The organism is Psychroserpens sp. S379A, assembly GCF_049800755.1.
Taxonomy (GTDB): domain Bacteria; phylum Bacteroidota; class Bacteroidia; order Flavobacteriales; family Flavobacteriaceae; genus Psychroserpens.
The window spans coordinates 911,475-934,411 of the sequence record NZ_JBNAFQ010000001.1; the positions used below are offsets into that span (position 1 = coordinate 911,475).

20 protein-coding genes are annotated in these 22,937 nt (G+C 33.4%); 16 read left to right on the plus strand and 4 right to left on the minus strand.

The genetic code is table 11. From position 1 onward, the window contains the following. The first annotated feature begins 49 nt into the window (after positions 1 to 49). The 16 genes from purL (at position 50) to ACP15M_RS04180 (ending at position 18,885) form a co-directional block, all read left to right on the plus strand. Positions 50 to 3,754, plus strand: coding sequence for a phosphoribosylformylglycinamidine synthase (gene purL / locus ACP15M_RS04105; protein WP_425075901.1), 3,705 nt, complete (start codon positions 50 to 52; stop codon positions 3,752 to 3,754). A gap of 95 nt (positions 3,755 to 3,849) precedes the next feature. Further along, positions 3,850 to 5,622, plus strand: a complete 1,773-nt coding sequence (locus tag ACP15M_RS04110) for an AMP-dependent synthetase/ligase (protein WP_425075902.1) — start codon at positions 3,850 to 3,852, stop codon at positions 5,620 to 5,622. 102 nt (positions 5,623 to 5,724) lie between these two features. Continuing rightward, positions 5,725 to 6,129 (plus strand): hypothetical protein, encoded by a 405-nt coding sequence (locus ACP15M_RS04115; RefSeq protein WP_425075903.1) that lies wholly within the window; start codon positions 5,725 to 5,727, stop codon positions 6,127 to 6,129. A gap of 147 nt (positions 6,130 to 6,276) precedes the next feature. Then, complete coding sequence (locus ACP15M_RS04120; protein ID WP_425075904.1) at positions 6,277 to 6,732, plus strand: MarR family winged helix-turn-helix transcriptional regulator; 456 nt, start codon at positions 6,277 to 6,279, stop codon at positions 6,730 to 6,732. Between the two features lies 1 nt (position 6,733). Then, positions 6,734 to 9,142: a 3-hydroxyacyl-CoA dehydrogenase/enoyl-CoA hydratase family protein gene (locus ACP15M_RS04125; protein ID WP_425075905.1), complete on the plus strand. Its 2,409-nt coding sequence runs from the start codon at positions 6,734 to 6,736 to the stop codon at positions 9,140 to 9,142. Positions 9,143 to 9,221: 79 nt separating this feature from the next. Then, positions 9,222 to 10,415 carry an acetyl-CoA C-acyltransferase gene (locus ACP15M_RS04130; protein ID WP_425075906.1) on the plus strand — a complete coding sequence of 398 codons (1,194 nt, stop codon included), beginning with the start codon at positions 9,222 to 9,224 and terminating at the stop codon, positions 10,413 to 10,415. Positions 10,416 to 10,447: 32 nt separating this feature from the next. After that, the gene (locus ACP15M_RS04135) at positions 10,448 to 10,750 is read left to right on the plus strand and encodes a four helix bundle protein (protein WP_425075907.1); all 303 of its coding nucleotides are present in this window, start codon (positions 10,448 to 10,450) and stop codon (positions 10,748 to 10,750) included. Between the two features lie 87 nt (positions 10,751 to 10,837). After that, positions 10,838 to 12,646: an acyl-CoA dehydrogenase family protein gene (locus ACP15M_RS04140; RefSeq protein WP_425075908.1), complete on the plus strand. Its 1,809-nt coding sequence runs from the start codon at positions 10,838 to 10,840 to the stop codon at positions 12,644 to 12,646. 183 nt (positions 12,647 to 12,829) lie between these two features. Next, entirely contained in the window at positions 12,830 to 14,107 is a 1,278-nt protein-coding gene (locus ACP15M_RS04145) for a nuclear transport factor 2 family protein (RefSeq protein ID WP_425075909.1), read from the plus strand. A gap of 3 nt (positions 14,108 to 14,110) precedes the next feature. Beyond that, a complete protein-coding gene (locus ACP15M_RS04150; RefSeq protein WP_425075910.1) occupies positions 14,111 to 14,581 on the plus strand; it encodes a DUF6265 family protein in 471 nt (156 codons plus the stop codon). A gap of 7 nt (positions 14,582 to 14,588) precedes the next feature. Beyond that, the gene (locus ACP15M_RS04155) at positions 14,589 to 15,143 is read left to right on the plus strand and encodes a YdeI/OmpD-associated family protein (RefSeq protein ID WP_425075911.1); all 555 of its coding nucleotides are present in this window, start codon (positions 14,589 to 14,591) and stop codon (positions 15,141 to 15,143) included. Positions 15,144 to 15,234: 91 nt separating this feature from the next. After that, positions 15,235 to 15,795: a PepSY domain-containing protein gene (locus ACP15M_RS04160; protein ID WP_425075912.1), complete on the plus strand. Its 561-nt coding sequence runs from the start codon at positions 15,235 to 15,237 to the stop codon at positions 15,793 to 15,795. A 76-nt stretch (positions 15,796 to 15,871) separates the two neighbouring features. Further along, positions 15,872 to 16,306 (plus strand): RrF2 family transcriptional regulator, encoded by a 435-nt coding sequence (locus ACP15M_RS04165; protein WP_425075913.1) that lies wholly within the window; start codon positions 15,872 to 15,874, stop codon positions 16,304 to 16,306. 48 nt (positions 16,307 to 16,354) lie between these two features. Beyond that, positions 16,355 to 17,086, plus strand: coding sequence for an iron-sulfur cluster repair di-iron protein (gene ric / locus ACP15M_RS04170; RefSeq protein WP_425075914.1), 732 nt, complete (start codon positions 16,355 to 16,357; stop codon positions 17,084 to 17,086). A gap of 154 nt (positions 17,087 to 17,240) precedes the next feature. Beyond that, complete coding sequence (locus tag ACP15M_RS04175) at positions 17,241 to 18,434, plus strand: hypothetical protein (protein WP_425075915.1); 1,194 nt, start codon at positions 17,241 to 17,243, stop codon at positions 18,432 to 18,434. Next, entirely contained in the window at positions 18,424 to 18,885 is a 462-nt protein-coding gene (locus ACP15M_RS04180) for a hemerythrin domain-containing protein (RefSeq protein WP_425075916.1), read from the plus strand. The genes ACP15M_RS04175 and ACP15M_RS04180 overlap by 11 nt, the downstream gene beginning before the upstream one ends. A gap of 3 nt (positions 18,886 to 18,888) precedes the next feature. On the opposite strand, the gene ACP15M_RS04185 is transcribed toward ACP15M_RS04180, so the two are convergent. From ACP15M_RS04185 to ACP15M_RS04200, 4 genes are all read right to left on the minus strand, one after another. Continuing rightward, positions 18,889 to 20,889, minus strand: coding sequence for a TonB-dependent receptor plug domain-containing protein (locus ACP15M_RS04185; protein ID WP_425075917.1), 2,001 nt, complete (start codon positions 20,887 to 20,889; stop codon positions 18,889 to 18,891). A 172-nt stretch (positions 20,890 to 21,061) separates the two neighbouring features. Further along, positions 21,062 to 21,928, minus strand: coding sequence for a hypothetical protein (locus ACP15M_RS04190; protein WP_425075918.1), 867 nt, complete (start codon positions 21,926 to 21,928; stop codon positions 21,062 to 21,064). Between the two features lie 103 nt (positions 21,929 to 22,031). Continuing rightward, positions 22,032 to 22,427, minus strand: a complete 396-nt coding sequence (locus tag ACP15M_RS04195; RefSeq protein ID WP_425075919.1) for a hypothetical protein — start codon at positions 22,425 to 22,427, stop codon at positions 22,032 to 22,034. A gap of 44 nt (positions 22,428 to 22,471) precedes the next feature. After that, the gene (locus tag ACP15M_RS04200; protein ID WP_425075920.1) at positions 22,472 to 22,924 is read right to left on the minus strand and encodes a hypothetical protein; all 453 of its coding nucleotides are present in this window, start codon (positions 22,922 to 22,924) and stop codon (positions 22,472 to 22,474) included. Positions 22,925 to 22,937 lie beyond the last annotated feature (13 nt).

Consider the following 22,937-nt stretch of genomic DNA (forward strand, 5'->3'; position numbering starts at 1 on the left):
AAAAAAAGTAAATTTGCATTTTACAAAACACAACACAAATTAAGACATAATGATTCATTTCTTCGGAAACCAAAACAGTAAAGTTTTTGCTGTTCAAGCAACAAAAGAATTATCAACTGAAACCATCTCAAAATTGGTATGGCTTTTCGGCAACCAACCCAAAATACAACAAGCATCTCTCGATGCTTTTTTTGTTGGTCCACGAGCAGCAATGATTACACCTTGGAGTACCAATGCTGTTGAAATCACCCAAAACATGGGTATTGATGACATTATTAGAATTGAAGAATTTGAAACAGTAACTGAAGATTTCAAGGATTTTGACCCAATGATTTCTGAAAAATTTAATGGATTACATCAAGATTCATTTACTATAAACATTCAACCAGAACCTATTCTAAACATCAAAGATATTTCAGCTTACAACCAACAAGAAGGATTGGCGTTAAGTGATGAAGAAATAGACTACTTAGAAGGTGTTTCAAAAAAAATCGGTCGACCGTTAACCGATTCAGAAGTGTTTGGTTTTTCGCAAGTCAACTCAGAACACTGTCGCCATAAAATCTTCAACGGAACCTTTGTGATCGATGGTGAAGAAAAACCGACGTCACTTTTCAAACTGATAAAAGAAACCTCAAAGCAAAATCCTAATGATATTGTTTCTGCTTATAAAGACAATGTTGCCTTTATAAAAGGTCCAGTTGTAGAACAATTTGCACCAAAACGTGCTGATGTTCCAGAGTATTACCAAACAAAAGATTTTGAATCTGTAATTTCCTTAAAAGCTGAAACACATAACTTTCCAACCACTGTTGAGCCATTCAATGGAGCTGCAACAGGTTCTGGTGGAGAGATTCGAGATAGATTAGCTGGAGGAAAAGGTTCTTTGCCTTTGGCAGGAACTGCGGTTTACATGACATCCTATTCAAGATTGAATGATGAACGTCCTTGGGAAAAGGCATTCCCAGAACGTAAATGGCTATACCAAACTCCAATGGATATTTTAATTAAGGCTTCAAATGGTGCCTCAGACTTTGGAAATAAATTTGGGCAACCTCTAATTTGTGGCTCAGTTTTAACCTTCGAACAAGATGAAGCCTCAGCTGTCATTCCGAGCGCTGCCGAGGAATCTCAACCTAGAAAACTTGGCTACGATAAAGTCATCATGCAAGCAGGTGGAATTGGCTACGGAAAAGCAGACCAAGCACTAAAGGACACTCCTAAAGCTGGAGATAAAGTGGTGATTCTTGGTGGTGAAAATTATCGCATCGGAATGGGAGGAGCTGCTGTATCTTCAGCAGATACTGGAGAATTTTCTTCAGGTATCGAATTAAACGCAGTGCAACGCTCCAATCCAGAAATGCAAAAACGTGCTGCTAATGCAGTTCGAGGTATGGTAGAAAGTGATGAAAACCATATCGTTTCTATTCACGATCATGGCGCTGGTGGACACCTAAACTGTTTAAGTGAATTAGTTGAAGACACAGGTGGACATATCAATCTAGATAAATTACCTGTTGGTGACCCAACACTTTCCGATAAAGAGATTATTGGCAACGAATCTCAAGAACGAATGGGATTAGTGATTGCCGATAAACATTTAGATACGCTGCATAAAATTGCAGATCGTGAACGCTCTCCTATTTATGATGTTGGTGAAGTCACAGGAAATGATAAATTTACCTTCGAGTCTAAATCTAATGGAAATAAACCTATGGATTTAAATTTAGAAGATATGTTTGGAAGCTCTCCAAAAACCATAATGACCGATTCTACAGTTGAAAGAAATTATGATGATATCACCTATAATTCTGATGCTTTTTACGATTATTTAGACCAACTACTTCAATTAGAAGCTGTTGCTTGTAAAGATTGGCTCACCAATAAAGTGGATCGTTGTGTTGGCGGAAAGGTAGCCAAACAACAGTGTGCTGGACCTTTACAGTTACCATTAAATAATGTTGGTGTAATGGCTCTCGATTATAATGGAAAAGAAGGTATTGCAACCTCTATTGGTCACTCGCCAATTTCTGGATTGGTAAATCCGAAAGCTGGAAGTAGAAATAGCATCACTGAAGCTTTGACCAATATCATTTGGGCGCCTCTTAAAGATGGTTTGCAATCGGTGTCTTTATCTGCCAATTGGATGTGGCCTTGTAAAAATGAAGGTGAAGATGCGCGATTATATGAAGCTGTAAAAGCCATTTCAGAATTTGCTATAGACTTAGGCATCAATGTACCTACTGGAAAAGATTCGCTTTCTATGAAGCAAAAGTATCCTGATGGCGACGTTATTTCTCCTGGAACGGTTATTATTTCGGCTGCTGCTAATTGTAATGAAATAACAAAAGTTGTTGAGCCTGTTTTTCAAAAAGACAAAGGTAACATTTACTATATCAATCTATCGCAGGACAATTTCAAATTAGGAGGAAGTTCGTTTGCTCAAATCTTAAATAAAATTGGAAACGATGTTCCTAATGTTCAGAATGCTTCATATGTAAAAACAGTATTTAATACTATTCAAAACTTAATTAAAGACAATAAAATCGTAGCAGGTCATGATGTTGCTTCAGGAGGATTGATGACAACACTACTTGAAATGTGTTTTGCCGACAATAATTTAGGTGCAGAATTGGATATTACAGAACTCAATGAAAAAGATTCGATAAAAGTTTTATTTGCTGAAAACTCCGGAATTGTATTTCAAGCGACTGATAATTCTGTAGAACACGTTTTAACCGAAGCGAATATCGAATTTTTCAATATCGGAAAAGTAACGTCTTCTGATGTTTTGAGCATCATAAACCATGATGAAGTCTTTACGATGACGGTTTCGAGGTTAAGAGACATGTGGTATAAAACCTCGTTCTTACTCGACCAAAAACAAACCGCAAATGGTTTGGCACAAGATCGTTTTGATAATTATAAAAACCAACCGTTACAATACACATTCCCTAAGCATTTTACAGGAAAACGACCTATCATGTCGAGCGTAGTCGAGACATCTCGTCCTAAAGCAGCTATCCTTCGTGAAAAAGGAAGCAACTCCGAACGTGAAATGGCAAATGCAATGTATCTCGCAGGTTTTGATGTAAAAGATGTACACATGACCGATTTAATTTCTGGTCGTGAAACCTTAGAAGACATTCAGTTTTTAGGAGCCGTTGGAGGCTTTTCAAACTCTGATGTTCTAGGTTCTGCTAAAGGTTGGGCTGGAGCTATTAAATACAACGAAAATGCCAATAAAGCAATCAAGAATTTCTTTGAAAGAGACGATACACTTTCCGTAGGTATTTGTAATGGTTGTCAGTTGTGGATGGAATTAGACCTCATCAACCCTAATCATGAGATTCATGGAAAAATGGTGCATAACGACTCACAAAAACATGAAAGCAGTTTTACTTCAGTAGAAATTCAGAAAAATAATTCTGTAATGTTATCGAGTTTAGCAGGTACGACCTTAGGTGTTTGGATTTCACATGGTGAAGGGAAGTTTAACTTACCTTATTCTGAAGACAAATATGATATCGTTGCAAAATATGGCTACGCAAAGTATCCAGCAAATCCGAATGGCTCTGACTTTAATACAGCCATGATGTGTGATGCTTCAGGAAGACATCTAGTTACTATGCCACATATTGAACGTTCTATTTTTCAATGGAATTGGGCACATTACCCAGAAAATAGAAAAGATGACGTTTCGCCTTGGCTAGAAGCTTTTGTGAATGCTAGAAAATGGATTGAGAAACTCTAAATTTTTCGTTAAAACCCTATACAAATACTAATCAACTCTAGATATTAAGGTTTATTTTGTTATTTTCGTAATCATCCTAATTGTGACTTCCTAAAATGACAAACATAACACGCCTTTTTGATTTTCCATATTACCAACTAGAACACAAGCCTAATAATTCTGCCTTGGTGACTAAGTATGATGGAAAATGGACTCCAATGTCAACTCAAGAATATCTAGATAAAGCCAATACAATTAGTCGTGCTTTATTAAGATTAGGTGTGCAAAAAAATGATAAAATTGCAATCATTTCCACAACCAACAGAACAGAATGGAATATTATGGACATTGGCATTCTTCAAGTTGGTGCGCAAAACATTCCAATTTATCCAACCATTGGTGCCGAAGATTATGAATATGTTTTAAATCATAGTGAAGCTATGTATTGTTTCGTCTCTGATGAAGAAGTACTAGAGAAAGTAAACAAAATAAAATCTAAAACTAAGCTTAAAGACGTCTATTCTTTTAATCATATTGAAAGCTGTAAAAATTATTCTGAACTTTTTGAACTTGGTAAAAATGAAAGCAATCAATCTGAAGTTGAAGCACGAAAAGATGCTGTAAAACCAGATGATTTAGCAACAATTATATATACTTCTGGCACAACTGGAAAACCAAAAGGTGTCATGCTATCACATTGGAATATTGCCAGTAATGCTCTGGATTCGTCAAAGAGAATGCCAAAAATTGAAAATGAAACAAGAGTATTGAGCTTTCTTCCTGTTTGCCATGTTTTTGAACGCGTATTAATTTATGTATATCAATACTATGGCGCTTCTATTTACTATGCTGAAGCCTTAGACAAAATTGGCGATAATGCTAAAGAAATAAAACCGAATTTAATGAGTGTGGTACCTCGATTACTCGAAAAAGTATTCGATAAAATTATGCTTAAAGGTGAAGATTTATCTGGCATTAAAAAAGCCTTATTCTTTTGGGCTGTGAGTTTAGGAGAACATTGGAAACCTTACGGCGAGAATGGAGCTTGGTATGAATTTAAGCTTAAAATAGCTAACAAACTCATCTTTAGTAAATGGCGTGAAGCTCTAGGTGGCGAATTAACAACTATGGTCTCTGGAAGCGCAGCATTACAGCCTAGATTAGCTAGAGTTTTTGGAGCTGCTAAAATGCAAGTTATGGAAGGTTACGGACTTACAGAAACATCTCCTGTTGTTTCTGTAGGAATGTATAGAGACACACATTATAAAGTAGGAACTGTAGGTAAACCTATTGACAATGTTGAGGTAAAAATAGCTGACGATGGAGAAGTTTTGATAAAAGGTCCAAATGTGATGCTAGGCTATTATAAAGATCCTGAAAAAACAGCTAGTGTGATGACTGATGATTATTTTCACACTGGAGATAAAGGCATGATAGATGAAGATGGTTTTTTAAAAATTACTGGACGCAAAAAAGAAATGTTTAAAACCTCTGGAGGAAAATACATTATACCTACACTCTTAGAAAATGACTTAAAACAATCCTTATTTATTGAACAAGTTATGGTAATTGGTGAAGGCGAAAAAATGCCAGCAGCTATCATCCAACCTAACTTCGAGTTTATTCGTGATTGGATTGAGCATAAAGCACACAATATTGGAACTTCTGAAGCCGAAATAACCTCTTCAGAGCTTGTAATAAATCGCATTCAGAAGGAAGTTGATAAATACAATAAACGCTTCGGAAAATGGGAACAAATCAAACGCTTCGAGCTTACTCCTGAAGCTTGGACTATAGAGGCTGGACACCTCACTCCTACAATGAAAATGAAACGTGATATCATCAAAGGCATTTATCAAAACCTGTACGATAAAATTTATCGCAACTAACACCTCAAAACACTTAAATACAAACACTTACAAACTTCATTTTTTCTTAATTGTGTTAAAAAATGTATATTTAACATATACTAACTAACACATTTTATTAAAATGAATACAAAAACATTTTTGATTTCTGGCTTTATTGGAGGTATAGTAGATTGGCTTTTAGGCTGGTTATTTTATGGCATTTTACTTGCAGATTATTTTCCTCAACCTAATGAATCTACCAAAACTATGATCTGTATTTTAGCAGGTTGCTTCACCTTTGGATTCTTTATGTCTTACATTTATAATAAATGGGCTAAAATTTCTACAGCAAGCACTGGTTTAAAAGCTGGAGCTATTATTGGTTTCTTTATGGGACTCAATGCTAGCCTTTTTAATGTCGCATTAAAAAAAGGTGTAACGTATGAAATGTTTGCCTTAGATGTAACAATTTCAATAATTCTTGCAGCAATTGTAGGAGCTGTTATTGGACTTGTAAACGGAAAATTAAATCCATCGACCAACTAATCTATATGTAATTAAATTTTAAAAGCGCTCATCTAACTATGAAGCGCTTTTCTTTTAACTATCAAAAATGCTATGCATGCATAATTTTTTCATAAATACTATGCGTGCATAGTATTTTTTAGTATATTTGGAAACAAATTTTACAGCATGAAAGATAAAACTATTGATTACGTTCTTAGAACCACTTGGTTAGCTGTTAACAAAATGTATAATGAAGAAGCTGCCCAATTTGGTTCTACAATGGCTACTGGGTTTGCCTTATTAAGTATAGATCCAGAAAATGGCACACCTTCTACATCCTTAGGTCCTAAAATGGGAATGGAAGCTACTAGTTTATCACGAACGCTTAAAACTATGGAAGAAAAAGGACTTATAGAACGTAAACCTAATCCTGAAGATGGTCGTGGTGTTTTAATTTACCTCACAGAGTTTGGCAGAGAAAAACGAGACTATTCAAGAGAAAAGGTACTTACATTTAATAATGCCATAAAGAATAATGTTTCTGAAGGAGAACTTGAAAACTTTTATAAAGTAGCAGAAATCATTAACAACATGATTTCTAACAAACAGATATACAATCAAAAAGAACATACCATAAAATAAAATGAGTAAACGTAGAATTAAAAAAATAGCCATTATTGGTTCAGGTATTATGGGAAGCGGAATTGCTTGTCATTTTGCTAATATTGGTGTTGATGTTTTATTATTAGATATCGTACCTCGAGAACTAAACGATAAAGAAAAAGCAAAAGGCTTAACTCTTGAAGACAAAATCGTTAGAAATCGTTTGGTTAATGATGCATTAAATGCTTCAATTAAATCTAAACCTGCTCCACTTTATCATAATTCATTTAAAAACAGAATTACTACTGGTAATCTTGAAGATGACATTGCTAAGGTAAAAGATGTCGATTGGATTATGGAAGTTGTTGTTGAACGATTAGATATTAAACAACAGGTTTTTGAAAAACTTGAACAGCACAGAACTCCTGGAACTCTTATTACATCTAACACCTCAGGTATTCCTATTAAGTTTATGAGTGAAGGTCGTAGTGAAGATTTTCAGAAACATTTCTGCGGAACACACTTCTTCAATCCTGCTCGTTACTTAAAATTATTCGAAATTATTCCTGGCCCTAAAACTGATGCTTCTGTTTTAGAATTTCTTAATGGTTATGGTGAGCAGTTCTTAGGAAAAACTTCTGTTGTTGCTAAAGATACACCTGCATTTATTGGTAACAGAATCGGAATCTTCAGCATCATGAGTTTGTTTCATACAGTTAAAGAAATGGGCTTAACTATTGAAGAAGTCGATAAATTATCTGGTCCAGTAATTGGTCGTCCAAAGTCTGCTACCTTTAGAACCGTTGATGTTGTTGGATTAGACACTTTGGTTCATGTGGCGAATGGTATTGCTGAAAACTGTCCTAATGACGAACGTCACGAATTGTTCCAATTACCAGATTTCATCAACACCATGATGGAAAATAAATGGTTAGGAAGCAAGACCAAACAAGGATTTTATAAAAAATCGGTTTCTAAAGAAGGTAAAAAAGAAATCCTTTCTTTAGACTTAAACACTTTAGAATACCGACAAAAGCAACGTGCCAAATTTGCCACCTTAGAACTTACTAAAACGATTGATAACGTTGTTGATCGTTTTAAAGTATTAGTTGCCGGAAAAGATAAAGCTGGAGAATTTTACAGAAAGAGCTTTGCAGCATTATTTGCTTACGTTTCTAATCGTATTCCTGAAATTACAGACGATTTATACAAAATTGACGACGCAATGAAAGCTGGTTTTGGTTGGGAACATGGTCCTTTCCAAATTTGGGATGCTATTGGTGTTGAAGCTGGAATAGACATGATGAAAGCCGAAGGTCTTGAGCCAAATGCTTGGGTTTCTGAGATGTTAGCTTCTGGAAACAAATCCTTCTATACTGTGAAAGATGGCGCGACCTTCGCTTATGATATTCCGAAGAAATCTCAAGAAAAAATTCCTGGTCAAGATAGCTTCATCATTTTAGATAATATCAGAAAATCTAACGAAGTCTTTAAAAACTCTGGTGTTGTTGTTGAAGATTTAGGCGATGGCATTCTTAATGTCGAATTCCAATCTAAAATGAATACCATTGGTGGTGATGTACTTGCTGGATTAAACAAAGCTGTAGATTTAGCCGAAAAAGATTTCGCAGGTTTAGTTGTAGGTAATCAAGCGGCTAATTTCTCTGTTGGTGCTAATATTGGTATGATTTTCATGATGGCTGCAGAACAAGAATATGACGAGCTTAATATGGCCATTAAATATTTCCAAGATACCATGATGCGTATGCGCTACTCCTCTATCCCTACCATTGCTGCTCCTCACGGCATGGCACTTGGTGGAGGTTGTGAGTTATCTATGCATGCAGACAAGGTTGTTGCAGCTGCCGAAACTTATATTGGACTTGTAGAGTTTGGTGTAGGTGTGATTCCAGGTGGTGGAGGTTCTAAAGAAATGACTTTAAGGGCTCAAGATACCTTCAGAAAAGGTGATGTTGAATTGAATGTGCTTCAGGAATATTTCTTAACTATCGGAATGGCTAAAGTCGCTACCTCAGCTTATGAAGCCTTCGATTTAGGAATCCTTCAAAAAGGAAAAGATGTTGTCGTGGTTAATAAAGACAGACAAATTGCTACTGCAAAAGCCTATGCAAAATTAATGGCTGATGCTGGTTACACACAACCTGTAAAACGAAATGATATTAAAGTTCTTGGTAAACAAGCTTTAAGTATGTTTTTAGTAGGAACCGATTCTATGCAAGCAAGCCACTATATTAGTGAGCATGATAAAAAAATTGCAAATAAGTTAGCTTACGTAATGGCAGGAGGTGATTTATCTGAACCAACATTGGTTACCGAACAATACCTATTAGATTTAGAGCGCGAAGCCTTCTTAAGTTTATGTACAGAACGTAAAACATTAGAGCGTATTCAGCATATGTTAAAAACTGGGAAACCTTTAAGAAACTAGAACCAAGAACCAAGACCAAAAGATTCAAGATAGGTGTCTTGATTCTTGACTCTTGATTCTAATAATCTCAAAAGAAAACATGAAAACAGCATATATAGTAAAAGCATACAGAACCGCAGTTGGTAAAGCACCAAAAGGCGTGTTCCGTTTTAAAAGAACTGATGAATTGGCAGCCGAAACCATCAAATACATGATGAAAGAATTGCCAAATTTAGATCCAAAACGTATTGACGATGTTATTGTTGGTAACGCGATGCCAGAAGGCTCTCAAGGACTTAACATGGCGCGTTTAATATCATTAATGGGATTAGAAGTCATTGATGTTCCTGGTGTAACCGTAAATCGTTTTTGCTCTTCTGGAGTTGAAACCATAGGAATGGCAACAGCAAAAATTCAAGCTGGAATGGCAGATTGTATCATTGCTGGTGGAGCTGAAAGTATGAGCGCTGTACCTATGACTGGTTTTAAACCAGAACTAAATTATGATGCGATTGTAAAAGCTGGTCACGAAGACTATTATTGGGGAATGGGAAATACTGCTGAAGCTGTAGCAAATCAGTTTAAAGTCTCTCGTGAAGATCAAGATGAGTTTGCATACAATTCGCACATGAAAGCCTTAAGAGCCCAAGCCGAAAATCGTTTTCAAGATCAAATTGTTCCAATTGAAGTCGAACAAACCTATATCGATTCCAACGGAAAGAAAGCAACAAAATCTTATACTGTCACTAAAGATGAAGGTCCACGTAAAGGGACTAACAAAGAAGCTTTAGCTAAACTTAGAGCTGTATTTGCTCAAGGCGGAAGTGTAACGGCTGGTAACTCATCTCAAATGAGTGATGGTGCTGCATTTGTAATGGTAATGAGCGAAGATATGGTAAAAGAATTAGGTCTTGAACCTGTAGCACGTATGGTAAATTATGCTGCTGCTGGTGTTGAGCCACGTATCATGGGAATTGGACCTGTTAAAGCCATTCCAAAAGCGTTAAAACAAGCTGGATTAAAACAAGACGATTTAAGTCTAATTGAATTAAACGAAGCTTTTGCATCGCAGTCATTGGCTGTCATTCGTGAATTAGATTTAAATCCAGATATCATTAATGTTAATGGAGGTGCTATTGCACTTGGTCACCCATTAGGTTGTACTGGAGCAAAATTATCAGTTCAATTATTTGATGAAATGCGTAAGCGCGACATGAAAGGACAATATGGTGCTGTAACCATGTGTGTTGGTACAGGTCAAGGTGCTTGTGGGATTTTTGAGTTTCTTAATTAGACGCTAGACGAAAAGAGTCAAGAATCAAGATTATGCACAACTTTAAAAAACTTAAAATTTGGAAAGACAGCATCAGTTTAGTAAGTGATAATTATGAATTGGCTCGAACATTTCCAGATTTCGAAAAGTTTGGTTTGGTAGTACAAATGAATCGTTGTGCGGTATCAATTCCTTCAAATATTGCTGAAGGAAGTAGTAAAAGTACCGATAAGCATTTTAATAAATATCTCGAGGATAGTTTAGGCTCGGCCTTTGAATGGAAAACACAGCTTATCGTCGCCTATAACCAAAACTATTTAACCGAAGAAAAATTTAAAAAATTAGAACAAAAATAAAACAAATACAAAAGATGATTTCAAGTTTTAAATCTGGACTTAAATAGTCTTGATTCTTGGTTCTTGCATCTATAAATCTAGAAAAAAATGAAAACAACAGAAAAAGATATCTTACGTGGAGGTCAATTCCTCGTTAAAGAAACCAAATGCGAAGACGTATTTACTCCTGAAGATTTTTCGGAAGAACAAAAAATGATGAAAGAAGCGGTTATAGAATTTAACGACCGCGAAATTATTGCTCACAAACCGCGTTTTGAAGCTAAAGATTATGCATTAACCGAAGAAGTAATGCGTAAAGCTGGTGAACTAGGATTTCTTGGTGTTGCTGTTCCTGAAGCTTATGGTGGACTAGGAATGGGATTTGTATCTACTGTACTAACTTGTGACTATATCTCTTCTGGTACAGGTTCGTTTAGTACAGCTTTTGGTGCGCATACAGGAATTGGAACAATGCCAATTACTTTATACGGAACCGAAGAACAAAAACAAAAATATGTTCCTAAATTAGCCTCTGGTGAGTGGTTTGGTGCTTATTGTTTAACTGAACCTGGAGCTGGTTCTGATGCTAATTCTGGTAAAACTACAGCTGAGCTTTCTGCAGATGGAAAATCATACAAAATTAACGGACAAAAAATGTGGATTTCAAACGCAGGTTTTTGCCGCTTAATGATTGTTTTTGCTCGTATTGAAGATGATAAAAATATTACTGGCTTTATTGTAGAATATGATAAAGACAATCCTAACGGAATCACTCTTGGTGAAGAGGAACATAAATTGGGGATTCGCGCAAGTTCTACACGTCAAGTATTTTTTAATGATACTGTTGTTCCTGTTGAAAACATGTTGTCTGAAAGAGGTAATGGTTTTAAAATTGCAATGAATGCGCTTAATGTTGGTCGTATTAAATTAGCAGCTGCTTGCTTAGATTCTCAACGCCGTATTTTAACAACTGCTGTAAATTATGCTAATGAGAGAAAACAATTTAAAACTCCTATTGCCAATTTTGGAGCCATAAAAGTAAAGTTAGCTCAAATGGCTACTAATGCTTATGCAGGAGAATCTGCAACGTATAGAGCTTCTAAAGATATTGAAAATAGAATTGCAATTCGTGAAGCTTCTGGTAATACGCATCAAGAAGCAGAACTTAAAGGTGTTGAAGAATATGCTATTGAATGTTCTATTCTTAAAGTAGCGGTTTCTGAAGATGTGCAAAACTGTGCAGATGAAGGTATTCAGATCTTTGGTGGTATGGGATTCTCTGAAGAAACACCTATGGAAGCTGCTTGGAGAGATGCTCGTATTGCACGTATTTATGAAGGAACAAACGAAATTAACCGAATGCTTTCTGTAGGAATGCTCGTTAAAAAAGCTATGAAAGGTCATGTTGATCTTTTAAATCCAGCTATGAAAGTACAGGAAGAATTAATGGGAATTCCTTCGTTTGACACGCCTGATTATTCTGAGTTATTTTCAGAAGAAAAAGCAATGGTCGCAAAATTGAAAAAAGTATTCTTAATGGTTGCTGGTGCTGCTGTTCAAAAATTTGGTCAAGATTTAGAAGAACACCAACAGTTATTAATTGCTGCTGCAGATATCTTAATCGAAATCTACATGGCTGAATCGACAATTTTAAGAACTGAAAAGAACGCAAAACGTTTTGGTGAGGATTCTCAAAAAGTACAAATAGCAATGTCTAAATTATACTTATATAATGCTGTAAGTATTGTTGAAGGAAAAGGAAAAGAAAGTATCATTTCATTTGCTGAAGGTGACGAACAACGCATGATGCTTATGGGACTTAAACGTTTTACAAAGTATCAAAACTATCCAGATATCGTTGACTTACGCAATGAAATTGCAGAAAAGGTTAAAGCAGAAAACAAATACTGCTTTTAAGATTGTTTAGTTGATTTGTCTATTTGAATACATGCTTTAAGCCATAACATTTGGTCTGTATTCAAAAAGACTGTTTTGTTTAAAAAATGGCTAATTCAAAATTTTTTAAACACCAAAAGCCAATTCACTAACAGAATTGGCTTTTTTATTTTAGTATCTTAGTCCTTCCAAAAACAAAATATCATGAAAGTACTAATTACTAGTCTTTGTTTACTTATCACTATTTCACTTTATTCGCAATCTAACACTGAAATCTTTTTATACGATTTAGAAGTTAAGGCTTCTAAAATCACAATTAAAAATGCTAAAAACATCTCAAACAATGAAGGTTACGACAATCAACCTTCATTTTTAAATGATAGATATATACTTTTTGCGTCAACTCGAAATGGTCAAACAGATATTGCTAAATACGACACGCGTTACGATTCTAAATCTTGGCTAAATTCTACTGAAGGAGGTGAATATACACCTCTAAAAATTCCAAATAAAAATGATATATCTGCAGTGCGTCTCGATCCTGATGGAAAACAACGTTTATATCGTTATAATGGTAGCAATGGCGAATCTTCAGAATTAATTCAAGATTTAGTTGTAGCGTACTACACTTGGTTTGATGAAAATACAGTGGTTTCTGCTGTAATTGAAGAGGAAAACCTAAATCTGTATGTTACAAACCTATCAGACGGAAAAAGTCAAAAATATGCTACAAATGTTGGTCGTTCATTTCATAAAATTCCTAACTCAAATTTAGTGAGTTTTATTTCTAAAGAGAATGATTCACAATGGCAAATTAAATCCCTTAACCCTTCAACTGGAGCTATTAAACTTATCGCAAATACTATTAATGGTGTTGAAGATATTTGCTGGTTAGATAACAAAACATTGGTCTCTGGAAAAGATAATATCTTATACAAATTACGCCTTCAAAGAGATAACAATTGGAAACAAATTGCCGATTTAAAACCAGATGGCATTACAAAAATCACACGTATAAGTATCAACTCTGAGGCTAATAAAATATTGATTGCAGCAGATGTAAGTTTACTAAACGAGTCTTCTGAAGCAACTGAAAACACTTCCGAAGAAAACTCAGGCAATTCAAATACAGATTCAGAAAACACAGTTAATGAAGCTTCAGTAGAAGCCATAATTCAAAGAAATCTTGAGGCTTACAACGCAAGAGATATTGAGGCTTTTATGAACGACTATGCAGATGATGTTAAGCTCTATCAATATCCGAATACATTACAAACTGAAGGCAAAGAAGCCATGCGCAAAAGTTATAGCAATTGGTTTAATCAAGTTAAAGATTTAAAAGCAATCGTAAAAAAGAGAATTGTTTTTGAAAATAAAGTAATAGATGAAGAACAAGTTACTGCAAACGGACAAATTTTAAATGCAGTAGCCATTTATGAAGTTGAAAATGGTAAAATAGTTAAAGTCACTTTTATGCAATAAATCATGAAAAAAATAGCAGTTACATTATTAATATTAATGAGTTTTAATAGTTTTAGTCAAACCAAAACGACATTAGAACCAAAATTAGAAAATTGTGCATGGATTGCTGGCAATTGGAAAGGCGACGCTTTTGGTGGTCAAGTTGAAGAACATTGGAGCGAGCCTTCTGGTGGTTCTATGATGGCTACTTTTAAACTCATAAATGATGGTAAAGTATCGTTTTACGAAATTGAAATCATAAGAGAGGTTGAAAATACGCTAATACTTCAATTAAAACATTTTGATAATGATCTAAAAGGATGGGAAACTAAAAATGAAACAGTCGATTTTCCGCTAAAAGAAATTACTGAAAATAAAGTCGTTTTTGAAGGTATGACTTTTGAAAAGCTAAGCGATAATGAAATGAATGTCTTTGTTGATATAAAAAATGACGAAGGCGAAGTGCAGATTGTAAAATTCAACTACAAGAAATAATCACTAAATGGAATACTATTTTAAAACTGATTTAGAATGGCGAGAATGGCTGCATGAAAATCATAAGACTTCTGATGGTATATATTTAATTTTTTATAAAGTAGGACACGAACAACCTTCTATGCGATGGGAAGAAGCTGTAAAAGTAGCCTTGTGTTATGGTTGGATAGATTCTACTGTAAAAAGTTTAGGCAATGGAAAACGTCGCCAATATTTTTGTGAACGTAAAGACAAAAGTGTTTGGAGCGCATTAAACAAAACATACATTACTGAACTTACCAAAAAAAAGTTGATGCACACCAGTGGTTTGGCTAAAATAGAAATTGGAAAACAAAACGGAAGCTGGACAGCTCTCGATGGTGTTGAAAAAGGTGTTATTCCCAAAGAACTTAAATTAGCATTTGATAAAAATCCTAAAGCCTTTAAAAACTTTAACAACTTTGCGCCTTCCTACAGAAAAGGCTATTTGTATTGGTTACATAGTGCCAAACGAGAAGCAACTCGTGAAAAAAGAGTTTTAGAAATTATAAAACTTTGCGAATCGAATATTAAAACTAGATAAGGTCATTTTGAAATAGTTTATTTAAATGCATTAACATCTCTTTAAGGTCTTTTAAATTTCATTTTTTTAGATTTGTTCTTTATAATTTCAAGTGAGTAAAAAGAACAAATCGTTAGCAAAATCTACGCGTTGGTATCGTAAATGGCATCGCTTTATAGCCATAGTTTTGCTTCTGTTTATTGTTATTATAAGTGGTACTGGACTTCTATTAACATGGAAAGATGAATTGGGATTAAAGCCTTCAACCACAGGTGTAGAGCCAAAAGACCAAACTTTAATTTCTCTGCATAAAATTGAACAAAATGCTATAAACTATATTGACAGTTTAAATCTTTCTAATACAATTAACAGAATCGATTATAGACCAAGCAAAGGCATTGCCAAAGTGAGGTTTGAAGATCATTTTACAGAACTACAAATTGATTGTTACACTGGAGCTATAATTTCTCAAAAAACAAGAACTGTAGATCTTATCGAAATGATTCACGACGGTTCAATTGTTGGTCATTTGTTTGCTTCTGAAGGAAAACCAACAAAATTAGTATACTCAACCATTATTGCGTCTGGTTTATTATTTCTTTCATTTAGTGGCTTTTGGCTATGGTTAAAACCTAAGCAGATAAAAAAGAATAAAACATTAAAAAAACTATAGTTATTTTGTTTTTATATAAGACAACAAGCTCTTATTTAAATAAATTTTCAGATATTTGTACTAAAGTTATAACCTTATGTTTTCTAAAGCTTGCGAATACGGAATTAGAGCGTCTATATTTATAGCGAAAAACTCCTATGAAGGCGTACGTGTGAGTCCTAAAGAAATTTCAAAAGAAATCGATTCTCCGCAAGCATTTACAGCTAAAATTTTACAAGAGCTTGTTAGACATGATATTATTAAATCTGTACAAGGTGCTTATGGTGGCTTTGAAATAGATAAAGATTTAATTGTTACAATAAAATTATCTCATATTGTTGAAGCTATAGATGGTAATAAAATTTATTCTGGATGTGGTTTGGGTTTAAAAGAATGTAATGAAAAAAGACCTTGTCCTATGCATGATAAATTCAAATCTATACGCAATGACTTAAAGCACATGTTAGAAACTACAAATTTATACGAACTAGCTACTGGTTTAAAAAATGGAGTAGCCTTTTTAAAGATTTAAAAAAATTTACACTTAAATAAGATAAAAATATCCGAAATAAAATAATTTATGGAAACATTAGAAAAAAATACTCAAAAAGAAATAGGGCAATTTGTTGCTGAAGATTATAGAACTGCAGCCGTTTTTTCAAAATATAAAATTGATTTTTGCTGTAATGGCAATAGAACCATTGAAGAAGCCTGTAACAAAAAAGGAATAGACAGCAATATTTTAATGAATGAAATTGATGCCATTTTAAACTCAAATAGAGGAGAAACCATTGATTATAAATCGTGGCCTTTAGATTTATTAATCGACTATATTGAAAAGAAGCATCATAGATATGTTGAAGAAAAAATTCCTGTGCTGCGTCAGTTTTTAGACAAACTGTGTCGTGTTCATGGTGAGCGTCATCCAGAATTGCTAAAAATTAATGAGCTATTTACAGCTTCGGCAGGAGAATTGGCTTCTCATATGAAAAAAGAGGAACTCATACTATTTCCATTTGTAAAACAGTTGGTAAAAGCCAAATTAAATAGCGAAGCTGTAAGAGCACCTCAATTTAGTACAGTTGAAAACCCAATAGCCATGATGAAACACGAACATGATAATGAAGGAGAACGTTTTAGACAAATTGCTGAACTCACAGATAATTACAATCCACCAGCTGATGCTTGTAATACATACAGAGTAACCTTTGCTATGCTAGATGAATTTGAAAAAGACTTGCATTTACACATTCATTTAGAAAACAATATTCTTTTTCCTGAAGCCATAAAACTGGAAAAATTATTCACTTAATGTTGGTTTTAAGTTGAAGACACACTTTCTTTGAGTGACTTAACCTACTGTAATAACTGTTACTAACGAGGGAAACACAGATATTACAAATGTACGCTTAAAGGAAGTGTTCTTTTTTTTATACCTTTAATGTAAAGTCTATTTAAATCTTAGCATGCTAAAAAAACAAATCATTGTTTGTCTATTAAACTTTTTAATAGCAGCATTAATGGGTTTGGCTTTGCGCTATGCAGCAATTAATTATATTGGCATCAATTATCGGTTTTTAACTCATGCGCATTCTCATATTGCCATGTTAGGTTGGGTATATTTAATGTTATATGCCTTTATTGTACATTATTTTGTCCCTGAACAAAAACCCATTTATCAAAAATTATTTTGGCTTACACAAGTTGCAGTCGTTGGTATGATGTTTAGCTTTCCGTTTCAAGGTTATGCTGCTATTTCTATCTCCTTTTCTACATTACATATTTTATGTAGTTATTATTTTGTGCATATAATATGGAAACATCATAAAACAAATTCTAAAGTAACTAGACTACTTTTAAAAACCTCACTCCTATTTATGTTGCTATCAACAATAGGCGTTTGGTGTTTGGGACCAGCAGTTGGATTAATGGGAAAAGCTTCAGCATTTTATCAAATTGCGATTCAGTTTTTCTTACACTTTCAGTTTAATGGTTGGTTTTTATTTGCAGTAATTGCATTATTTTTTCATCAATTAAAGATTGAAGATTCTAAAACATTCAGAATATTTTTTAAACTATTACTAGCTTCTACCATACTAACTTTAGCAATGCCAATTCAATGGTTTGCTCCAAATTTTATGCTAATCGTTTTAAACGCTCTTGGAGTTGTTTTACAACTAGTAGCTATTTATTTCTTTTTTAAACTTATAAAGATTGAAATTAAAAAGTTTAATACATCTGTTTCAAAACTTACAATTTACAGTTATCAGTTTGCTTTGTTGTGCTTAGCTCTAAAAACAATTGTGCAATTGGCTTCGTTAGTGCCTCAATTAACTGAAGAACTTTATTTACATCGCAATTTTGTAATTGGTTTTATTCACTTACTCATGCTTGGTGTTATTTCTGGATTTTTGTTTTCTTTTTTACTGAAACAACTAAACACAAAACCTTCAAAGTTATTATCATTTGGTCTGTATAGCTTTTTAATAGGTTTTGTTTGTACTGAATTCCTCTTACTTATTCAAGGCATTAAATTTTACTTCGGAAACGGAATACTTCCAAAATATTACGAACTCCTTTTTACTTTCAGCATCCTGTTACCACTAGGAATCAGTTTTCTTTTATTTAATTTTATAAAACTTAAAAACAATGCAACATAAGCCTCAAAAGCGACACAAAGCCTTACAACCATTAAGTCGAGAACACCATCATGGTTTATTACTCTCTTGGAAAATTAGAACTGGATTTAGCAAAGCTGTTAATCCTGAACGTATACGAGTGTATGCAAATTGGTTTTTTGAAAACCATTTAATTCCTCATTTTGAAATGGAAGAAGCTCATATCTTTCCTATTTTAAATCCAGATCATGAGTTTATAAAACGTGCTTTAGCAGATCACAAGCGACTAAAACGCTTGTTTGCTAAAACTGAAGATGCAGCAAAAATATTAAGCATTATTGAAGAAGAATTGGAGCAGCATATTAGATTTGAAGAGCGTGTTTTATTTCCTGAAATACAAAAAGTAGCTACTGATGTGCAAATGCTTCAGATTGAAAAAATTCATCAACCAGAAGTTTTTAAAGACAAACTGGATGATGAATTTTGGAGGTAATGTTTACTTTAAAACAACAGACATGTTCACATAAAAATTTCGTCCTTGTCTAGGAATATTATTCCAATCGGCAAACGTAGAATATTCGGCATCTAGTATATTTTCAATACCATATTTTAAAACAAACTTAGTGCCTTTGGTATAAAATACATTTCCGAAATTCAAATTTAAAATACCATAAGCTGGTGTTTCATCTTCGCCATAAAAACTACTGTAATTGCTTTGGTTTCCGTTTCCTTCTAATTGAATTGCTGCATTAAAGCGCTTTGCCTTGTAATTCACTTCTGCTAAGTATGAAAACGGACTTATTAATGGTAAATTTTCATCATTACTACCTCGACCATAGTTATAACCAATGGTTCCGTTAACTGAAAATGATTTTGATAATTGATAAGACGAATTTAAAAACACATCAAAAATTGAAGCATTAGATAAAGCTTCATAAATTCTTACTCCATTAGCTCCAATGGTCATGGCATTTAAAGTCTCGTCAATATCACCAATAATATAATCTGAAATATAGAAATAGGATGCTTCTACTCCAATATGAAATTGATTGTTATGATAATTAGCTTTGGTATTAATTTCAATTGCTTTTTCGTTATCTAGTGTTGGATTTCCTATATAATCATAATTGTCAAAACTATTAAACAAGAAAAACCCATAACCTTCACTAACAGAAGGTGCTCTTTCTCCATAACCTAATCCAAAAGTAAGATCATAATTGGTAGTTTTGTAAGTATAATCTGTAGCAATACTAGTTAGAAATCGATTTTTAGAGTCTTCAATTTCTGGATAAAAAATTCGAAGACTTTCTAAACCAACCTCTTCTGCTATTCGGTTATTTTGATAACCAAAACGTACAGATGCCGATAACTGTTCCTTTTCATTTAACACATAACTATCTTTTATAAAAATTCCTGAATATAATGTCCTAATATCTGGCCAAGTATACATAAACATAGCTGGTTGATTAGGATCGTTTGGGTACATCGTCATTTCGGCTAACGAACGGTTATAATAACCATTAACATTAAATAGTAAACGATGTTTTTTAATCGTTGTAGTCGCTTTAGAATAAAATCCGTAAGTATCACTCCAACCAGGCATATCCATACGAATTGGCACATCTGGACGTTTAGAATCATCCATAATATGTGTGATTGTATTAAAATACAACTTGGTTTCTAAGGTTTTTATAAACGTCGAATCATTTGAATAATTATGACTTACTGAAGTGATTAACGCTTCAGCCAAAGACACATCCATTGGTAGAGCTGGATAACCAACATCTGTAGCTTTATCATAAATGATATTAGCATCTATCGAATGGTTTTCAGAAAGCTTAAAACCAGTTTGCACAGAGACGTTATACTTTTGAAACTGAGAATACATCACTTCATTATTGCCTCCAGCATCATAGTTGTCTGAGGTTCTAAAAATTCCATCAGCATTCATATAAAAAGTATTCCCTGAATATTCTAGGTCTAATCCAGCAACTCTATAATTTCCGTTGGTTTCATAACCTAAATCTAGGCTAGTTTTAAGTCCAGATTGGTAATACTTACTTGACGCTAGTTGTAAGTCGATACCTCCTCCAACACAGTGACCATTTTCGGTACCATTTTGCCCAGAACCAATGCTAACTTGTTCAAGATTAGACACGTCAACATACGATGTAATAGGATCCATTTTATCTGTACATGCGCCAAAAATTTGCATGCCATCAATAGTTACATTTAGTCGGTCACTATTCATATTATTTAAGCTTGGTTCCCAAGCATAGTTTCCACGTTTAATCATGGCAACTTTGTTCGATTTTTCTAAATAATCATCAATACTAGACAATGTTTTTTCTTGTCGATGATTATTCAGTTTTCGTCTACTTAAAATTATAACTTCGGCTAACTTAGTAGTATCCTTTTTTACAACAAGTGAATCTTCTTGAGCAAAAATAATTCCGCTAAAAAGCAAACAAAGGCTATAAATAATGTGCTTTTTCATTAGTGTTTGTTTTTAATAAAAACCATCTGAAAAGTGATTATTGATGTTGCTTAGAGTAAAGAACTAACTATTAACCATTTAAACTCGTTTCGCAATGCAACTGCAATCAAAATCCATTTTGATTTGAGTTATATATAACACATCACTTTTCAGACAGTCAATTATTATTGAATTAGAATTCTAATTCTAAATACAGAGAGCTTTGAGTGTTCTCTTCGGTAACATCTTCGCCTTTGAGCAGATCATCATTAGCATTCATTAATTTTAAATTAAGAACCCAATAACCAGTCATTGTTAAAGATAAATTAGCATGATACATAGTGTCTGAAACATTATAAGACAAATCTGTGTTGTTAGGCGAACTATGATTTCCCATTCCTGGCATTCTAGGATCTAGAGTTATGGTATAATCTTCAACAACAGGAAAAGACATCATAGTTTCCATTTTATGAACACTTACCATTAAATCATTAATGCCTATTATTGGGTCGTTAGGCTGAATAAGTGAAATGATATAACGATTATCATCACTTCCCATAAAACTAGTCACATTTTGATTATCATTTTGTATAACTGTAATTGTATCATTTGCTGTATACTCGACACCATCAATGGTATAATTAATAGTTATAGACCAACCTGAACCATCTGTATTTGTCATTTGATAAATGATATAACCTTCAAAAACTGTATTTTTTCCTAAAGCTTTTGAAATGGCAGATTTTGGACAAGAATGTTGCATTGTTGGCATTTGCATCTTTGGCATCCATGAAAACGATGCATCTTCAATATATGAATTGGTAGCATTATCTTTTAATCTCATGCTAATCTTGTTATAACCTGTGTAAAAGTTACCTTCTATATTGAATAACTCTATGGTGTGTGTCGCATTTGTAATGTCTTGAATTTTTGTAAGTCCGTCAACTTCACTTGTAATTATTGGATCGTAATCATCGTCGTCGTCATTAGAACACGATGTGGTAAGTAATGATAAAAATAATATAGGTAATAATATATATATGAATTTAATTGATTTCATAACGTTAGTTTTAATGTTTAAATAAGAATTAGAAACCCCTTGCTTACTTGTATATAGAAGTAAGAATTAGAGTAAAATCGGATTGATTTTAAGACATAAAAAACTAACAGAAATTTGGTGGAGGTGTATCTATATCGAGATACATTTTAATGGTCTTAGGAATGTATTTAAATAATGTATGCTGTCTAGACTGAAACTCTAAATTAGAGATATCAACTTCATTAATGTCTGAAACAAAAAAAGCATCCAAAACGAGTGGTTTGTACTCTTGAAATGGTGTTTCAGGATTTGAATTAGTATTGCTTTCAGATAATTCCTTTCGTAATTGACATTTACCATTACATCCTTTTTGTTCTTCTTTTTGAATACATAAGGTTTTTGCAATAAACTCTTGATTAATTACAAAATCTCCAATAACAGCTAATGTATTTATATTATGTGCAAATAATATAAAGACTAAAACATATGACGTTATTTTCCTGGTTATTAGCGGTATCACTCCGTGAAATTAAAAATAATTCTTATAAAAAAAGGTGATTAATATCATACTTTAAAAAACTTAAAATATGTGCTTACCAAAAGCTCTAGGTTATGAAGAGCTAACTTCTTTTTTTCATGATTGGTGTCCTCTCTTAATATTGAAATTTCATCTAGCATTGGTAATAAGACCACATGCAATTGGTCGTGAGATTCACCTTTCATACTGCAATGTTTAATAATAAAACTGGTTTGTTTTGAAAGATCCTCACCTAAGATTTTATAATCAGTTTTGCTATTGGTTTTAAATGCTGAAATAATAGCATCCATTTTTGAAACACCTTGATGTGTTTCAAGATTAGCAATCCATTTTTCATTTACATTTAGTTTAAGCGATAAGGTATCAATAATAGAAATGGTTTTGACCTCTGCATCTAGGTTTGAATTTGTTTTTTTTGTTTCAGAATTACAACTAAAAAACAGAATCAAAAAATATATTATGATATAATATTTGTTCATGATGATGATTAAT

Coding starts and splice junctions, on each gene's coding strand:
- ACP15M_RS04155 (WP_425075911.1), top strand. CDS start 14,589: ATGGAATACTATTTTAAAACTGATTTAGAATGGCGAGAATGGCTGCAT.
- ACP15M_RS04115 (WP_425075903.1), top strand. CDS start 5,725: ATGAATACAAAAACATTTTTGATTTCTGGCTTTATTGGAGGTATAGTA.
- ACP15M_RS04120 (WP_425075904.1), top strand. CDS start 6,277: ATGAAAGATAAAACTATTGATTACGTTCTTAGAACCACTTGGTTAGCT.
- ACP15M_RS04150 (WP_425075910.1), top strand. CDS start 14,111: ATGAAAAAAATAGCAGTTACATTATTAATATTAATGAGTTTTAATAGT.
- ACP15M_RS04130 (WP_425075906.1), top strand. CDS start 9,222: ATGAAAACAGCATATATAGTAAAAGCATACAGAACCGCAGTTGGTAAA.
- ACP15M_RS04200 (WP_425075920.1), bottom strand. CDS start 22,924: ATGAACAAATATTATATCATAATATATTTTTTGATTCTGTTTTTTAGT.
- ACP15M_RS04175 (WP_425075915.1), top strand. CDS start 17,241: ATGCTAAAAAAACAAATCATTGTTTGTCTATTAAACTTTTTAATAGCA.
- ACP15M_RS04185 (WP_425075917.1), bottom strand. CDS start 20,889: ATGAAAAAGCACATTATTTATAGCCTTTGTTTGCTTTTTAGCGGAATT.
- ACP15M_RS04180 (WP_425075916.1), top strand. CDS start 18,424: ATGCAACATAAGCCTCAAAAGCGACACAAAGCCTTACAACCATTAAGT.
- ACP15M_RS04165 (WP_425075913.1), top strand. CDS start 15,872: ATGTTTTCTAAAGCTTGCGAATACGGAATTAGAGCGTCTATATTTATA.
- ACP15M_RS04190 (WP_425075918.1), bottom strand. CDS start 21,928: ATGAAATCAATTAAATTCATATATATATTATTACCTATATTATTTTTA.
- ACP15M_RS04125 (WP_425075905.1), top strand. CDS start 6,734: ATGAGTAAACGTAGAATTAAAAAAATAGCCATTATTGGTTCAGGTATT.
- ACP15M_RS04135 (WP_425075907.1), top strand. CDS start 10,448: ATGCACAACTTTAAAAAACTTAAAATTTGGAAAGACAGCATCAGTTTA.
- ric (WP_425075914.1), top strand. CDS start 16,355: ATGGAAACATTAGAAAAAAATACTCAAAAAGAAATAGGGCAATTTGTT.
- purL (WP_425075901.1), top strand. CDS start 50: ATGATTCATTTCTTCGGAAACCAAAACAGTAAAGTTTTTGCTGTTCAA.
- ACP15M_RS04110 (WP_425075902.1), top strand. CDS start 3,850: ATGACAAACATAACACGCCTTTTTGATTTTCCATATTACCAACTAGAA.
- ACP15M_RS04145 (WP_425075909.1), top strand. CDS start 12,830: ATGAAAGTACTAATTACTAGTCTTTGTTTACTTATCACTATTTCACTT.
- ACP15M_RS04140 (WP_425075908.1), top strand. CDS start 10,838: ATGAAAACAACAGAAAAAGATATCTTACGTGGAGGTCAATTCCTCGTT.